13 protein-coding genes and 1 tRNA gene are annotated in these 15,253 nt (G+C 55.0%); 9 read left to right on the top strand and 5 right to left on the bottom strand.

Annotation, left to right across the window (positions count from 1 at the left end):
• The first annotated feature begins 58 nt into the window (after nucleotides 1–58).
• Nucleotides 59–1,216 carry a glycosyltransferase gene (locus EXQ56_09210; GenBank protein MSO20621.1) on the top strand — a complete coding sequence of 386 codons (1,158 nt, stop codon included), beginning with the start codon at nucleotides 59–61 and terminating at the stop codon, nucleotides 1,214–1,216.
• A 20-nt stretch (nucleotides 1,217–1,236) separates the two neighbouring features.
• On the opposite strand, the gene EXQ56_09205 is transcribed toward EXQ56_09210, so the two are convergent.
• The gene (locus tag EXQ56_09205) at nucleotides 1,237–2,049 is read right to left on the bottom strand and encodes a prohibitin family protein (GenBank protein ID MSO20620.1); all 813 of its coding nucleotides are present in this window, start codon (nucleotides 2,047–2,049) and stop codon (nucleotides 1,237–1,239) included.
• Between the two features lie 257 nt (nucleotides 2,050–2,306).
• Here EXQ56_09205 and EXQ56_09200 point away from each other — a divergent pair, with 257 nt between their 5' ends.
• Both EXQ56_09200 and EXQ56_09195 read left to right on the top strand, forming a co-directional pair.
• Entirely contained in the window at nucleotides 2,307–3,182 is an 876-nt protein-coding gene (locus EXQ56_09200) for a DUF1003 domain-containing protein (GenBank protein MSO20619.1), read from the top strand.
• Nucleotides 3,183–3,351: 169 nt separating this feature from the next.
• Nucleotides 3,352–5,538 (top strand): hypothetical protein, encoded by a 2,187-nt coding sequence (locus tag EXQ56_09195; protein ID MSO20618.1) that lies wholly within the window; start codon nucleotides 3,352–3,354, stop codon nucleotides 5,536–5,538.
• Nucleotides 5,539–5,564: 26 nt separating this feature from the next.
• Here EXQ56_09195 and EXQ56_09190 read toward each other — a convergent pair whose 3' ends face one another.
• The gene (locus tag EXQ56_09190; GenBank protein MSO20617.1) at nucleotides 5,565–7,085 is read right to left on the bottom strand and encodes a B12-binding domain-containing radical SAM protein; all 1,521 of its coding nucleotides are present in this window, start codon (nucleotides 7,083–7,085) and stop codon (nucleotides 5,565–5,567) included.
• A gap of 306 nt (nucleotides 7,086–7,391) precedes the next feature.
• Between EXQ56_09190 and EXQ56_09185 the strand changes: the two genes are divergently transcribed.
• Genes EXQ56_09185 through EXQ56_09170 form a run of 4 tightly spaced genes read left to right on the top strand, consistent with a single transcriptional unit; the run spans nucleotide 7,392 to nucleotide 9,980 of the window.
• The gene (locus EXQ56_09185; protein ID MSO20616.1) at nucleotides 7,392–8,522 is read left to right on the top strand and encodes a tyrosine recombinase XerC; all 1,131 of its coding nucleotides are present in this window, start codon (nucleotides 7,392–7,394) and stop codon (nucleotides 8,520–8,522) included.
• The gene (locus EXQ56_09180) at nucleotides 8,519–8,785 is read left to right on the top strand and encodes a hypothetical protein (GenBank protein ID MSO20615.1); all 267 of its coding nucleotides are present in this window, start codon (nucleotides 8,519–8,521) and stop codon (nucleotides 8,783–8,785) included. The genes EXQ56_09185 and EXQ56_09180 overlap by 4 nt, the downstream gene beginning before the upstream one ends.
• 29 nt (nucleotides 8,786–8,814) lie before the next feature.
• Complete coding sequence (locus EXQ56_09175) at nucleotides 8,815–9,348, top strand: N-acetyltransferase (GenBank protein ID MSO20614.1); 534 nt, start codon at nucleotides 8,815–8,817, stop codon at nucleotides 9,346–9,348.
• A complete protein-coding gene (locus tag EXQ56_09170; GenBank protein MSO20613.1) occupies nucleotides 9,345–9,980 on the top strand; it encodes a pyroglutamyl-peptidase I in 636 nt (211 codons plus the stop codon). The genes EXQ56_09175 and EXQ56_09170 overlap by 4 nt, the downstream gene beginning before the upstream one ends.
• Here EXQ56_09170 and thiL read toward each other — a convergent pair.
• Together thiL and EXQ56_09160 are read right to left on the bottom strand one after the other, a co-directional pair.
• The gene (thiL, locus tag EXQ56_09165; GenBank protein ID MSO20612.1) at nucleotides 9,977–10,942 is read right to left on the bottom strand and encodes a thiamine-phosphate kinase; all 966 of its coding nucleotides are present in this window, start codon (nucleotides 10,940–10,942) and stop codon (nucleotides 9,977–9,979) included. The genes EXQ56_09170 and thiL overlap by 4 nt on opposite strands.
• Before the next feature lie 16 nt (nucleotides 10,943–10,958).
• Nucleotides 10,959–11,942, bottom strand: a complete 984-nt coding sequence (locus EXQ56_09160; protein ID MSO20611.1) for a hypothetical protein — start codon at nucleotides 11,940–11,942, stop codon at nucleotides 10,959–10,961.
• Nucleotides 11,943–12,182: 240 nt separating this feature from the next.
• Here EXQ56_09160 and EXQ56_09155 point away from each other — a divergent pair.
• A tRNA-Lys gene (locus tag EXQ56_09155) sits at nucleotides 12,183–12,258 on the top strand.
• Between the two features lie 150 nt (nucleotides 12,259–12,408).
• A complete protein-coding gene (locus EXQ56_09150; protein MSO20610.1) occupies nucleotides 12,409–14,289 on the top strand; it encodes a hypothetical protein in 1,881 nt (626 codons plus the stop codon).
• A 121-nt stretch (nucleotides 14,290–14,410) separates the two neighbouring features.
• On the opposite strand, the gene EXQ56_09145 is transcribed toward EXQ56_09150, so the two are convergent.
• A complete protein-coding gene (locus tag EXQ56_09145; GenBank protein ID MSO20609.1) occupies nucleotides 14,411–15,136 on the bottom strand; it encodes a hypothetical protein in 726 nt (241 codons plus the stop codon).
• Nucleotides 15,137–15,253 lie beyond the last annotated feature (117 nt).

Raw genomic sequence — 15,253 nt, 5'->3', positions numbered from 1 at the left:
GTGATGCAGACGGGAACCGGCCAGCGAAATTAATTTGTCAGCCGAGTTGCGGGGATCAATGATCGACTGGGAATTACTATTTCTCTATTATCTCCCGCTGGCTGTCGTGGCTGGCTCCTGCATATATCATCTTGGGGTTGTTGTCGCCGCGACCCGATTCCTAAAGGAAAAAGAACCTCAGACAGATTATGTCCCGCCGGTTTCAATACTGAAACCTGTCTCCGGAATTGAACCTCAATTCTATGAAACGCTGAGTTCCTACTTCCAGCAGGAATACCCTCGATACGAAATAATATTTTGCCTGCGTGACAATTCTGATGCCGCGCTTTGGACTATTGAGATGCTGAGGAAAGCATATCCGCTCATCCCTGCAAAGGTGATGTTTATCTCCGATGTCGCCGATACCAACCCCAAAGCAGTCAAGCTACAGGCAATGGTGGAGGCAGCAGAATTTGAAATTGTGGTGATTAGCGACGCGGATATTCGAGTTGCCACGGACTATCTGCGACGTATCGTGAGCCCATTGAGAAATGAAAAAATTGGCTTGGTGACCTGCCTTTACAGAGGGATCCGCGAACGCGGACTCAATTCGCTGTTGGAGGCGCTCAGCATGTCCGGAGATTTTTCAGGACAGGTTTTGTTGGGACGTATGTTGGGCGGCATGCGATTTGGATTGGGCGCAACTTTGGCGACGCGAAAAAAGCAGATTGCGGGAATCGGCGGATTCGCCCCGTGGCTCGCTTACCTGGCAGATGACTTCATCCTCGGCAATCAGATCGCACGGCAAGGCTACCAAGTGTATCTATCGCATACCGTAGTTTCTACGTTTCTGCCGCGTCGCCGCTGGAAAGATACCTTCCGCCAACAGTTGCGTTGGGCAAGGACCATCAAGTCATGCAGTCCAGCCGGGTACCCCGGCCTTATTTTCGCCTATGGTGTGCCTCTGGCACTATTGCCATTTACCGCTGGCATGGGAGCCGTGGTCCCCACCATTACACTTACAGCAGTACTCTTCTCCCGGTGGTTGGCGGCATGGGTATCAGGGAGCGCGGTTACTGGAGACCCACTGATCCGCAGATATTTCTGGATGCTTCCGCTGCGCGATGCCTGGGCGCTGCTGATATGGGCATACAGCTTCCTCGGCAACCATATTATTTGGAGGAATGAACACTACCGGCTGGAGCGCGGCGGGAAGCTGCGCCGCATGCAGGCGTAATCTCAAAAATGTTCCAGCCATCAGCGGCCGGCGGCGCGGTTGATGTTGATGAAGGGGACTCCGCCGGAACCGGTAACTTGCGGCAGCACACCATCCCACTTTTCCAGCGCGCGCAAGTCGAGAATCTGCGGATTGGAACGCAGCGCTTCACTTTCCACGCGAATGGCTTCGGCCTTGCCACGCGCTTCGGCCACCCGCTGCTCAGCTTCAAACTTAATCTGCTCGAGCTTATTCTTGGCTGCCAGCGCGCTCTGTTCGGCTGTCACCTTGGCTTCGATGGCGCTGTTGAATGAGGCCGAAAAACCGAAGTCTACAATGTTGAAATCGTCGACGACGATGCCAGTGGGTTGGAGCTTGTCGCGCAACAAAACTCTGATCTCATCTTTCACCAGCTCGCGTTTGGTAATCAGTTCCTCGGCGGTAAAACGAGCCGTTATGGCCTTTACGCCTTCCTGCAACATCGGGTCGATGATACGTTCTTTATAGTCCACGCCTACTTCCTGATAGATGCCCGCGACTCGATTGGGGTCAATATGAAAATTGACGGCGACTTCCGAATGCACGGTCTGCAGATCCTTCGAAGCAGCGGTGGCCGTGGCTTGCTCCTTCTGAATTTTTATATCGATCCGGATGATTCGCTCGACCAACGGAATCCGGAAATAGAGGCCTTCGCCGAGAATCTTGCCGGTGACAGCGTTAAAGCGCAGTTGAATTCCACGCTCTCCAGCACCGATTGTGCCCAACGGATTTCCCACCAACAATATGAAGAGGGCGACAACTGCGATAGCACCCCACTTCAACTTTTTGAGAAGGTTTTGCGCCCCTCCGTTCATTACGAACTCTCCATCTTGATCTTTCATATCCAACATGCTCATTTTTAGCTCCAAGAATGACTTCCGGCATATACCAAAAGCTGGACTGATTGTACCTGATGTACTGGGCAATTGATACCGCAGCTGCGAACTCTTACTGGCCCAAGGTGCCCAACATACAGTCACGCAGTATCGAGTCCTCTGGCAGAGGCCTTAACTGTAAAGGATCATAATTACCAGGAAAATAAGCCTGAAAATTCCAAGATCAATTTACACTTATGCTATATCGCGCCACAGGAAATCGCCAGAGTGGGAGGATTGTCATGTCCGATCTAGTTAACATTCTGCGCAATACTTCCTTGTTTGCTGCGTTGGAGGACGATGAGCTGGCGATGATATCTTCGTTAATAGACACGAGACACTTTTCCAAAGGGCAGATCATTTTCACTCGCGGGGATGTGGGCGATTCGCTGTACATCGTTCGTGATGGCCAGGTCGAAGTCTCGAGTGACTCAACAGAGGGAACAAAGATTGTCTTTGCAGAGTATCCACCAGGCGAAGTATTTGGAGAGATTTCGCTTCTCGACGGCGGCCCGCGAACTGCTACCGCGGTAGCCACAGAGGACTCCGACCTACTCATTTTTGACCGGACCGATGTGCTTGCCCTGGTAACAAAGCATCCCGATGCGGCCCTCGACTTGCTGGCGGTCATGGGCCGTAAGTTGCGCTCTACCAATGAGCTGCTGCGTAACCCGGTTGCCCGCAATGCCAATGTGGAGGTGGAGGAATCACTCACCTTTGGTGCGCGCATCGCTGATCACGTGGCGGCATTCGGTGGTTCCTGGACATTTGTTCTCATTTTCACGGCGATACTCATCGGCTGGATGGGGCTAAATGTGGCTCTGGCCGCGCAAGCCTTTGATACGTTTCCATTCATCCTACTGAATCTCGGCATCTCCGCGCTGGCTGCGCTGCAGGCCCCCATCATCATGATGGGCCAAAACCGCCACTCGGCGAAAGATCGCATCCGCGCCGATCTCGATTACGAAGTGAACCTCAAGGCCGAACTGGAGATTGCGCATCTCCATAACAAGGTCGATCGACTCCACGAGCTAATATCCGATCGCTTCGCAAAAATTCAGAAGATGCCATGAACGAGATGGCCAGTTGAGCTGCAACGGGGAACCACAAGGAAGGACTTCATCCCTCGCATCCATGATGCAACAGAAGACGCCGGGACTCGCTTAACCGTGCCATTGATCCTACTCCCGCTCAGTTGGTTAACCCTTTGATTTTTTGTAAGTGAGGATTATATTAAAAGACATGAGATCGCAGGAAACAGGAGCTTCTATGCAGTTAAATCAAGTCATTCTGAAATCATTCTCCACGTTGGGAGTTACTGACCGGCCGTGGCGCATTAGCCTCCGAGTATCTCTTGGGTTGGCGTTTTTGCTGGTTACCATGACGGCCCCAAGCAAATTACAGGCGCAGGGCGTGGGCTTCGTGCCCACCGCGAACGCCGTACAGTTATGTTCTGGAGATGCCATTCAGGCCATTGGACAAACAAGTATCATACCTGCCAACGCAGGAACTGTTCTGGCTGGTTCAGTTATATTTTTAACTTTTGGAGGCGGAGAACTTTCCGGCACCCCAGTGGTGCAAGGCGCAGGGGCTGGCAATATCACCGTCACCTTAGCCGGAAACGCCGTTAGACTGAATTTCGTCAGCAGCGTCGCGTATATCCCCGGCGCCGGTCTTTTTGTAACCGGTGTTTTTATGACAACCACTGGCATTTCGGCCACTACCAACATCCCCGTTTCCTACTCGGCCAACTCCGCAGCTCCTAATACAAATCCCATTACGTTTACTGCCCCGCAACGGACCATTGCATTCATTATCAGTTGCCAAATTTCTCATGACTCAGGCAACATCCAGACCGGGACCGTGGCCCAAACGCTGGCAGCCCCTCTGGTGGTTGTCATTTCTCCCTGCATGCCTGGAACAGTAATGACCTTTGCGGTAACCTCAGGTGGTGGGAGCGTTACGGCCACAAATGTCCCCATCGACAATGCATGCAAAGCATCGTCTACCTTGCGGCTAGGGGAACTGGCTGGCGCGAACACCGTTTCCGTCAGATCCCCGTTTACTAACTCCATTACATTTACTGCGCAAGGCATTGCCGGCCTTCCTACAGTCCTGTCGATTGTCAGCGGCAATAACCAATCAGGCATCGTGGGACAAGATCTTGTTGCCCCCTTCATAGTGAAGACAGTGGACGCTTATACCAATCCAGTTCGCGGACTGCTGCTTTTCACGGTTACTGAGGGCGGCGGAGCACTACTCTATTACAACGGCCTTGCGAATCCTGATGGATCGTTCCAGAACCTCTACCGTCTAGGAAACACACCCGGCCCTAATGTGATTAGGGTAACCAGCCCCCAGATTCCGGACACCCAATTGCTTTTTAACGCTACGGGACTGGCCGCCACAGCCACCACGCTATCTCTTACTTCTGGCAATGGACAAACCGGGCAACCCAGCCAGACCATACAGCCTTTCGTGGTGCGTGTATCCGGAGCGAACAACATCCCGATTGGGGGTGTACCGGTTACCTTCGCTGTAACCGCCGGTGGCGGTTCGCTTAGCACGACTCAAGCGACCACCGATGCTACCGGGTTTGCCTCCACTGTGCTTACCCTCGGCCCGCAACAAGGCACGAATACAGTCTCGGCAAGCGCCGGCTCTCTCTCCGGAAGTCCACATGCGTTCAATGCATTGGCCACGTTGAGCGGGCAGGCACCCGCGTTATTTACAGGGGGCGTGGTGAATGGCGCTAGCTTCCGACCCGCTGCGAATGCAAACGGAAACACCGCTCCAGGTTCCATAGTGACCCTATTCGGATCGGAGTTGGCCGCTGCGGAGATTTCCGCACAATCGACTCCACTGCCGACGACATTATCCGACACCACGATTACGTTTAACGGAATTCCTGCGCCGCTGTTCTTTGTATCCTCCAGCCAAGTCAACGCCAAAATTCCATGGGGAGTAGCTCCTGGAGAAGTCGCCGTTCTGGTTCGCCGCGGGTTTCTTGAAATTCTTTCACAATCGATCACAGTTTCAGCAGTTTCCCCTGGCATCTTCACCACCAATCGCCAAGGAACGGGACCAGGAGCAATCCTCCACGCAGATACTTTTCAACCTGTAACGGATGCCAATCCCACTGCGGCCGGCCAGAGAATCGCAATTTTCGCCACCGGACTCGGGCCCGTACAGCCTGCCGCAACTTCAGGACAACCCGCACCTAGTCCCGCCGCTCGAACTATATCCACACCACTTGTAAATATTAACGGAATACCCGCGACGGTGGAATTTGCTGGCTTGGCCCCTGGGTTTGTGGGTCTGTACCAAGTCAATGCACTGATCCCAGCCGGGATTTCTCCCGGCACTCAGGATCTGCAAATAATTATCAATGGGGTTCCCAGCAACACGGTTACAGTTGCTGTTCGCTAGCCTGCGTACCTACAGATGAGCATGAACTACGCTGTTGGCTCGTGTCCAGGAATCGCCAGGTTGGGCATCGGTTTGGCCTGAAATAGCATACGGCAGGGCTTTACCAGCCAGCGCGACCACTGCGTCGCGCTCTTGCGTCGCGCGCTGTCGGTAGCGATTCCAGTGTTGGCATACATCTGCCTGTAGAGCTTTGAGATGAAGATAAACGCAATTCTGGACTTGAAGGACTTCACGCAACTGGAGCGCTTCCAGATGGAAGAAAACTCATAGAAGCTGTCCCAAACGCCTTGCGTTCTCGCTCGAATTTCATCCGGCGACATGGTCGGATGCGGCGCGTAGAGCTTGGGTCGCAGATGCGATGGTATCAACCAATAGCGGGTGATGGGCACGCCCTGAATCATGGGCACATCCGCACCCAGACTCTTCTCCCACTTTTCAAAATCAACTGTTCCAGGAAATGGCGTCAACATCACAAATTGCGCCACGGCAATTTCCGCCTTCTTGGCCAGATCCGCAGTGGCTTCAAAGGTGTCTGGCCGATCCGTGGAAAGGCCGAATATGAATGAACCCAGCACGTGCACGCCGTGCTTGCGGAAGGTCTGCAACTGCTTCACCAGATTGTCGCCGGAAAGATTGAAGTCCTTGAAAATCGACTTCAGACCTTCAGCCGTCACTGCCTCCACGCCCACCAGCGCGCCTTTGATGTTGGCCCGGCGCATCGCGTCGAGGAACTCCGGGTCTTCTGCCGCCTCCATGGTAATCTGCGTGAAAAAGACCATGTCCTTGGGCAGCAGCGCCAAGCGCTCCATCAACTCAAAACGCTCCTCGCGCAATTGCGTCAGTTCTTCAACTTTGTGGTGATTATTCTGCTTGCGGGCCAGTTCAATGTCTTTTAACGGCACGGGATAGAAATTGTCGTCGGCCAGGGTGATGAAGCGATAGCCCATTCTTCGCAACTGAACCAGCTCGGGGATCACCGCATCGGCGGTGCGCTGTCGAGGCTGCTGCCCGTCCGTGCGCCATACCGAGCAGAATGAACAATGTTTCGGACAGCCGCGCACGGTCTGCACCGAGGCCCACATATACTGCTTGGGCTTGAGTAAATCCCAACGTGCCTGACGGAAATGCTCCGCGCTAATACGACCGCCATCGTAAATCTGCTTCAGAGTTCCCTGCTCAATGTCCGCCAGCACCTGGCTCCAGACGACATCGCCATCGCCCTTCACCACCGCATGAGCCTGGCCCAACTCCAGCGGTTCGTTCGGATAGATCGAGGCATGAACCCCGCCGAACACAACCCAAGCACCGCGTTCACGCAGCTTGCGCCCTAGCTCCAACCCGCGCTGCACATTAGCGGTATGGATGCCGAGACCAACCACGTCGCCAGGCTGGACGCTCTCAATGTCGAGGGACTCCAGAGTTTCGTCCACAATGATCGGATCGCCGTACTTTAAGGGCGTCGCTGCTGCTAGCACGTACAGCCAGCGCGGCGTAATTACTCCGATTCCAAATGCGATATCACTAGGATTTACAAGATAAACGCGCAATATAATCTCCTGCTCGGTTTCCTTGGAAACCGGGGGGCGAGGCTCCTACCAAAGGACGAAAACAGCAAATTAGTCTATCCCAGGGAGTGCAATCGCGAGACAGTCTTCCAACAACTTATTATACCCCTTGTGCAGTCGCTCCCAACCGTACATTTTGGGAACAACTGAATTAGAGGTTTAGGGAAGACAATAGAACAGGGTAATGCCAATGGTCTTTCTGATCAACAAGGTGCCTCTGATGGAACGCCTTTTTAGATCGAACTCTCCTTTCCTCCCGAATTCGGCTTAAAGTTTTGTTAGCTGCATATGGACATACTCACCCAACCTGATCAGGATCGATCCGATCGAGAGGCCTCCTCCACGCTCCCGGTTCTCGATCAATTCCTGGTGTACCTGCGCACTGAGCGTAACTATTCAGCTCATACCTTGCGAAATTATCGCAGCGACATTGAAAAATTCTTTGCCACACAAGAACGGGGCGACCAGAGCGACAACAGGGATACCACCGGGATTGGTATCGACTATCGCCGCATACGTGAATACCTGGGCAAACTCTACGTCAACCGTCGAAAACCAGCGACCATTGCGCGGCGTCTGGCGGCGCTACGCTCGTTTTACAAATTTGCCTGCCGCGAGGGTCTGGCCCGCGAAAATCCGGCCAAATTGGTAGCCAGCCCTAAACTCCCCCAGCGACTTCCTCCGGTCATGTCCACTGAAGATATGAATGGCATGATTGATCGTGCGGCCACGTTCGACCGAATCAAAGATACTCCGAGCACCAAGAGCTCTTTTGCCAGGCGAGCCGTGTCAGCAGAACCCCTGCTGGACATTCGCAACTGGCTAATTTTGGAGATGCTCTACGGTTCAGGGTTGCGCGTCAGCGAGCTGGTGGGGCTGAGCTTTGATCAGATGGACATGGCCCAACAATTGATCCGTGTGCGCGGCAAAGGCCGTAAGGAACGAATGGTGCCATTCGGCGACAAAACAAAGACCGCCCTCGACCGGTATTTGCCAATGCGACAGGTGGTCGTTGAACACACCGCCACTTACTCTGCTCAGACGATCGGAGCGCCCGTTTTCATCAATCTGCGCGGGCAACGGCTGACGACACGCTCGGTAGGTAGAATCGTGAAGCAGTTCGGCGTTCGCGACCAAGGCGACGCGTCTCTGCACCCACACTCCTTGCGTCATGCCTTCGCCACGCACCTGCTGACCGAAGGCGCGGATCTGCGCGCCATTCAGGAGTTGCTCGGGCATGCATCGCTGTCCACCACGCAGCGATACACCAGAATTTCCGTTCAACACCTGATGGAGGTGTATGATAAATCTCACCCTCGGGCTAAAGGGAGCGAGTTGCGAATTGCCAAATCCCAAGCCGCGAGTCGTCGTCGAAAAACTGCCGATGTAATTAAGATAGGAAAGACGGTTGAGCCATGACGCTAAGTGATGCGGTTGGAAAATATTTAATTGTGGCCGAAGAATTCGGACAGCCCATGCCGCTCGAATCGTTTGACATTTCCGCCAAAGAAATGGATGAGATGATTTCAGCGTGGGAGGAAGATTACCACCTTAGTAGACATTTTGAGCTGCTCCAAGCCTCGGATCACAACCTGAACCATAAATCCTTCCGCATCGGCGGGATCGAGTACACAGGCATCATTATTTATGCGTCCATCAAAGAAGCTCTTGGAACACGTTAGCCTAGGAACCGCGCCTCAGTGAGACAAACTTGGAGAGCTACTACCCTCAATCAGTGAAGATCAGCGAGAGCGCCGCCTGCCGTTTTCGTAACTTCCAGTCCCAGGATTTCAAGCGCATCTGCGAACTCGACAAGATATGTTTCGCCGAGGGAATTGCTTATACACCTGAAGAAATTGCATACTTTCTTTCCGCGCCAGGCGCATTCTGTTGCGTCGGACAATTAATGTCCGATCACAGCGCAGACTCAACCTCCGTCGCTGACGCAAGTACTCCCAACATCGTCGCTTGGATACTAGCCAGCAGCGACCGTCGCGGCACCGGCCACATCATCACCATCGACGTACATCCCGACTATCAGCGCCGGAATATCGGAGAGATAATGATGGAATTGGCCGAGAAGCGCTTGCAGCAAAAGGGGTGTTCCCGAGTCTTACTGGAAGTGGCGATTGGCAACTCCGGCGCAATCTTTTTTTACGAACGGCTGGATTACAAAACGGCGCGGGAGCTATCCAAATACTATTCGGATGGAACCAATGCGTATCAAATGAAAAAGATGCTATGAAGATTCTGGTGACCGGATTCAACGCCTTTGGACCTGTAAAAATCAACCAGTCCGAGTTGATTGTCACTCGACTGATGCAGGCTCCCCCAAGGGAGTTTGCGCTCGCCGCCATCATTCTGCCGACGGAATATGCCGCGGCGACGGCGGCCATCAAACGGGCAATCCGGCGGGAGCGACCGGATGCGATTCTTTGCCTTGGCGTTGCGGCAGGACGCTCGAACATCAGTTTGGAACGTGTGGCACTGAATCTGGATGACGATAAGCTTGCAGACAATGCCGGAGTTATCCGCCATGGCCGGAAAATTTCCCGGACCGGACCACCGCTTTATTGGTCACGGCTCCCGCTGGATGCCATACTGCACAAACTCTCGCGATCTCGCATCGCCGCCCGAATCTCCAATCATGCGGGCACTTACCTCTGCAATCACATCTTTTACATTGCTCGGCATCTTACTGAAAAGCAAGGCATCCCTTGCGGGTTCGTTCATGTTCCTAAACTACGTGTACTGGGCAAAAAGAAAAAACAAGGCATGACCCTGAGCACCATGCTGCGTGGAGTTGACTGCTGTCTAACGGTGCTCGCGGCAACAAGGAAGGCAACAAGAAAGGCGACAAGGAAAAAAGGCAGCTAGAAATGCTGATAGCCCCGCATGGGCAGCAGACTCTCCTTGCCGTTTCGCACGATCCGCAGCCCAGTCGCTGCGGTGATTGTTCCAATGCGCGTCAAACCAATTCCTTCGACCGCCTCGGGCATGAGGTGTGATTTCTTCGCTGGAACGGTGAAGAGCAACTCAAAATCGTCTCCGCCATCCAGCGCATATTGCAACGGAGTCAGGCGCGGTTTTGGTATCGCCCTCTCATCAATAACCGCACCGGCACCGCTGGCTTTACAAAGTCTGAGTAGATCAATCGAAAGCCCATCGCTGAGGTCCATCATGGCGCTGGCCAGTCTTCGCGAACGCAGGTACTCGCCCACGTGCACACGCGCCTGCGGGAAAAAGTATGGGTTCGATGATGTCCTGCCGGAGGACACCCGCTTCCCTGCACTCAAATTTGCGAGCGCAAACGCCGCGCTTCCTAGCTTGCCTGAAACCCATATTTCGTCACCTGCTCGCGCTCCGCTGCGCATCACGGCCTGGCCCTTTAGGACATCGCCCAGCACGATGATGTCCGCCATAAATCCTGCCGGGGACGAGCCGGTATCGCCGCCTGCCAAAGTTACATTATGCTGGCGAGCCAGCGAAAGAAAGCCTTTGAGGAAACTATCCACCCATCGTTGATTGGTGGTGCGTGGCAACGCAAGAGATAGGAACGCCAGACGCGGAGTACCACCCATCGCTGCGATATCGCTGAGGCCCCGCGTCAGCAACTTGTGGCCCACCGAGCCTGCAGACTGCCATGCTCGACGAAAATGAATATCCTCAATGAAGAGGTCGGTGGTCACCAGCAAATCGTGGGTGCGGCTGTGTCGAGCAACCGCGCAGTCATCGCCGATACCCTGGAGCAGTTTCAGGCTGGATTGTTTCTCGGACCGCTTGCGCGTTCCGGCCAGCTCTCGCAGCCGTTCAATGAATTCAAGCTCATGAAGCCGCATAACGCTTCTCTCTGCCCTACGGCTTCGTGCCAGATAGCAATGTCAGCATCTCCGGCGTGGGACTCCAGCGGATGAAGACTGAGGAATCCTTCACACTGACCGCCACGGCGTCCCAGACTGGCGAATAATCACGCTCGCCCGAACCAGCGGCGGGAGGCCGAGGCCGCATTAATTTAGAAAGCAGTGTCAGCTTCTCCGCCAGCGGCTCGGCGATATTCTCCTCACGGGTAAGAATCTCACCCTCAACCTGCAAAGAAAACGGACCGCTGTCAATCGAAAGTAAAATTTGCTCGACCCCTGCGAGAGTGTCCTCGCCCAGCAGAAATCCACCCAGCGACGGAGGTCCACGGCCATCGCTTTGGGCTACTGGAAAGATGAGGTCCGCTTGACCAATTGCCCAAAGCGGCCTCGCCAGTAGCTTGCGGTGCGCCTCATCCACCAAAGCGGCTGGCGGCAGTCCCTGCTCGGAGTTCGGGCTGTCCCCGTTCGTGCCTCCGCCGTCGCGGTATCGATCCATCGTGCGATCCAGCAGGGTAGCGTCCGACCCAATAGAGAACGCCAATAGGTCGTTGGCAAGAATGGCCATCCGTAATGGACTCGCTCCGCCAAAGGTATAGACTTTCGTGAAATCTTTCTGCGCGGTAGAAGCTGCATGCGACTCCAAATATTGCTCGAGCTTGAGTCGATCCGCCCTGAACCGCACGACTCCCGTCCAGTTATCGTTTAGACGAGCGGCGGTCAACGCGTGCAGGTGGTCCTGATACCGAAAGCCCGTGGCTCGCTCGAACTCCGCGGTATCGTTATCAATATTGGTGTTTTTGCTCAAGCCGCCGGGGATTGCCGATCCATTATTCATGAACCACTTCACTGCGGGATTGGACTGTAACGCATCCAAATCAACAAAAAAATAGATGTCCGCCGCGGCGGGCAGCACGCTCCAAAGGGGTTGCCGAGTAGGGTTAGTCGCCAGACGGAGGGCGACCGCGGCAAGCATTAACACGACCCCCACCACCAGAGGCAAACGGAGTTTATGCCAGCGCGGCGTCATAATCTCCTCGCTCTATCTCCGGACTCAATTTGGAGTGGATCGCCATCAATCTATCGTAACGTGCCAACGGATTCCCCTCAACAAGCATCTTGATCCATGCCAATTCGCGCTGATTCCTCCTCAGCGCTGAATCTGCGCAGATCGCTTTGTGCATGAACCATGAATATGTTGTATCATCAAAAAATGTGAAATGGGCACGTAGCTCAACTGGCAGAGCAGGGGACTCTTAATCCCAAGGTTGTAGGTTCGATTCCTACCGTGCTCACCATTTCCATGTTTCCTGCCTCGTCCGCTGCCAGGTCGCCCGCCGGGTCATCGCGTGCTTCTTGATTTCGTTGCGGGCGTATGTTAAAAACCAAATTCAGCCTAAATAACTGACCAAACGCACGTTTCGGTCCCAGTCCCGGGAGGACAACTCATGCCACGCCGATCTGCCATGTACTGGATATTCGCTCTCACTCTGGTTAGCGGAGTGATCTCGCCGCTTCGCGCGCAGCAAGCGGACATGATTCTCAAGAACGGGAAAGTGCTCACCGTCGATAAGGCCTTTACCGTGGCGCAGGCCGTGGCCATTCGCGGCACCGCCATTGTGGCGGTGGGAACAGACGCGGAGGTGGAGAAGCTCGCCGGCCCCAACACGCAGGTGATTGACCTGAAGGGCAAGACGGTGATGCCCGGCATCATCGACACCCACAATCACATTCACGACTACGCCGAGACGGTCTACGGCGGCTGGGTCGGCTCGGAGGGCTTGCTGGCTTATCCAATTGACTGGCGCGGTGTGCATAGCGCCGACGACATCGCCAACCAGATTCGCGGCAACATCCAGAAGTACAAGATCAAGCCCGGCGAGAATATTTTCTTCGCCTCGACCGGCGACGTCGGCGGCCCGGAAGAGTCGAAAATCATGTTCGACCAACTGAACCGTTACGTGCTCGACAAGGCAGCGCCCGACAACGGCGTGGTCATGGCGCTGGGCTTCCCCATCGCCAACGGCCTGGTGGTTAACAGCAAAATTCTGGACAAGCTCTTTGCCGAGCACGGCGATTTCATGAAGAAGCAGGGCCGCTACTGGATCGATCAGACCGGCAAGCCCGAAGGGCATCTCGAGGCTCCCGCAGTACGCCTGCCGATGGATTACCTGCCCACGCCCAAGCCCGCAGACATGGCCAGGATTTACAAGATGTATGCCGAGGAGCTGAACGCCGAGGGCATCACCACACTCTCGACACGCTTCCCCGATTACGCCATTGCCGCCATGAAGTATCTGCAGAAAAACAACGACCTGACCCTGCGGCTACCCTATGGCCTGGAGGGCTACTTCGGCAATCTGGTGAATCTGGATGAATTGAAGGAGCACGCCAAGCAAGTGGGCCAGGGCGACGAAATGATGTGGGTAATCTCGCTGGCGCCCTCGGCCGTGGACGGTGCCGGCGTGCGCAGTTGCACAAACCTGAAGAAGGTTGGGAGCTTCTCGAATCTCGACGGCTGGTGGCCGCGCGGCCAATGCATTCTGGATGGCGAATACAAAGGTGCCAAGGGCGCGCCCATCGTCGACAACTATTTCCGCAACTGGGTGATGAAGAGCGGTCAGTACGGCGCCCGCTTCGCCAACACGCACATCACCGGCGACCGCTCGATCAAGATGATGCTGGGCATGATGGACCAGCTCGTGAAAGATTACGGCCCGAACTCGGTGAAGGGCTGGGCGTTTGACCACTGCTTCCTGGTCGACCCGACGGACCTGCCGCACGTGGCCAAGCTGGGAGCGCAGTTCAGTTGCTACAGCATGGTCGGCGGTGCGCAGGCCACTGCCGAGGCCTGGGGCGAGAAGATTGCTCAGACCTACCCGATTCCCGTGAAGAGCATGATGAAGGCAGGCGTCTTGACGGCCTACGAGTCCGACGCGGATAAGGACAAGTGGAAAGATTTGCAGTGGTTCATGGACCGCAAGGATCCCAAAGGCAAGGTATGGGGGCCGCAGGAACGGCTGGACCATCAGGAAGTGCTGCGCTTCTTCACACGCAACGGCGCTGATTACGTGCTGCGTCCCGACAAAATCGGCTCACTCGAAACGGGCAAGATGGCTGATCTGGTGGTCCTCGACAAGGACTTCATGGCCACTCCAGTCGATCAGATGAAAACCATCAAACCGCAGATGACCATGATGGGTGGCAAGATTGTCTTCGCTACCCCGGCCTTCGCCGACGAAAACAACGTACGCCAGAAGGCCACACTCGTATCAACTCTTGAAGAGCTGAAGGCCCGGCGCAAGCGGCTGGGTATCAGCCGGCGATAGTGGCAACCACACGAACCCGATTTGTTTGATGGGGTAACAGAGCCGCGACTGGGAGTGCGCGGTTGCTAGTTGAAATCAGAATAGGTTCGTAGGCGGAACGGAGCCGGTGATTCCGGGCCGCTCACCTTGCAGCCAATTGCTTCAGAACGTTGGAGAAATACCGGGCGCTCAACTCCTCCAACCCGGCCCCATGCTGGCGTGTATGGTTAAGAATGGCGGCCCGCCTGCCAACTTCCACGGACTCCGCTTCGGCCACGCAGGCGGAGTCTTCCATCCAATCGGCGATCATCGCCCGGTCCACTTCAAAATGGAACTGCAATGCCAGCACATTCGCTCCCCAGCGAAACCCCTGATTGGGATAGAGATCCGATTCGAACAAACGCGTGGCGCCAACCGGAACATCAAAGGTATCGCCGTGCCAATGGAAAGCAGTGAACGAGGCGGGAAGCGTGACCGTAAATTCATCCCGCGGTGCAACGACGCGAACCGGATACCAGCCAATCTCCTTGCCATGCCCAGGGCCATGCCCAGGAGAGACTCGTGCACCGAGAGCAGCGGCAATCATCTGCGCCCCCAGGCAAATCCCTATCACCGGAATCCCTGACTCAGCGGCATCGCGGAGCAGTCTCAGTTCCGACTGGATGAACGGGTATTTGTCTGCTTCATATACGCCCATCGGCCCGCCCATGGCGATGACTCCACCCAAGCCGCGCGACGTGGCAGGCACGGGCATTGCGCGAAAAACATCCACGTACCTGTAAGTGAGCTGCTGGCTTTGCAGTACGGCTGCCAGCGTTCCCAGATGCTCGTGCTCAATGTGTCTCAATACCAGCCAGGGTCCAGCCATTGCGTCCTCTACACAGATGGTTAATAGTTCAATTCCATCGCCGCGCTACCCGCAGCGAAACAGTTTAGCATTGCCACTCCACCGGCAATACCGGATTGGCTGAAATTTTCGTTGTAT

This window comes from Acidobacteriota bacterium (genome assembly GCA_009691245.1).
Classification (GTDB): domain Bacteria; phylum Acidobacteriota; class Terriglobia; order 2-12-FULL-54-10; family 2-12-FULL-54-10; genus SHUM01.
Note: the sequence above shows the minus strand (reverse complement) of the source record. Positions and strands in the feature narration are given on the sequence as shown.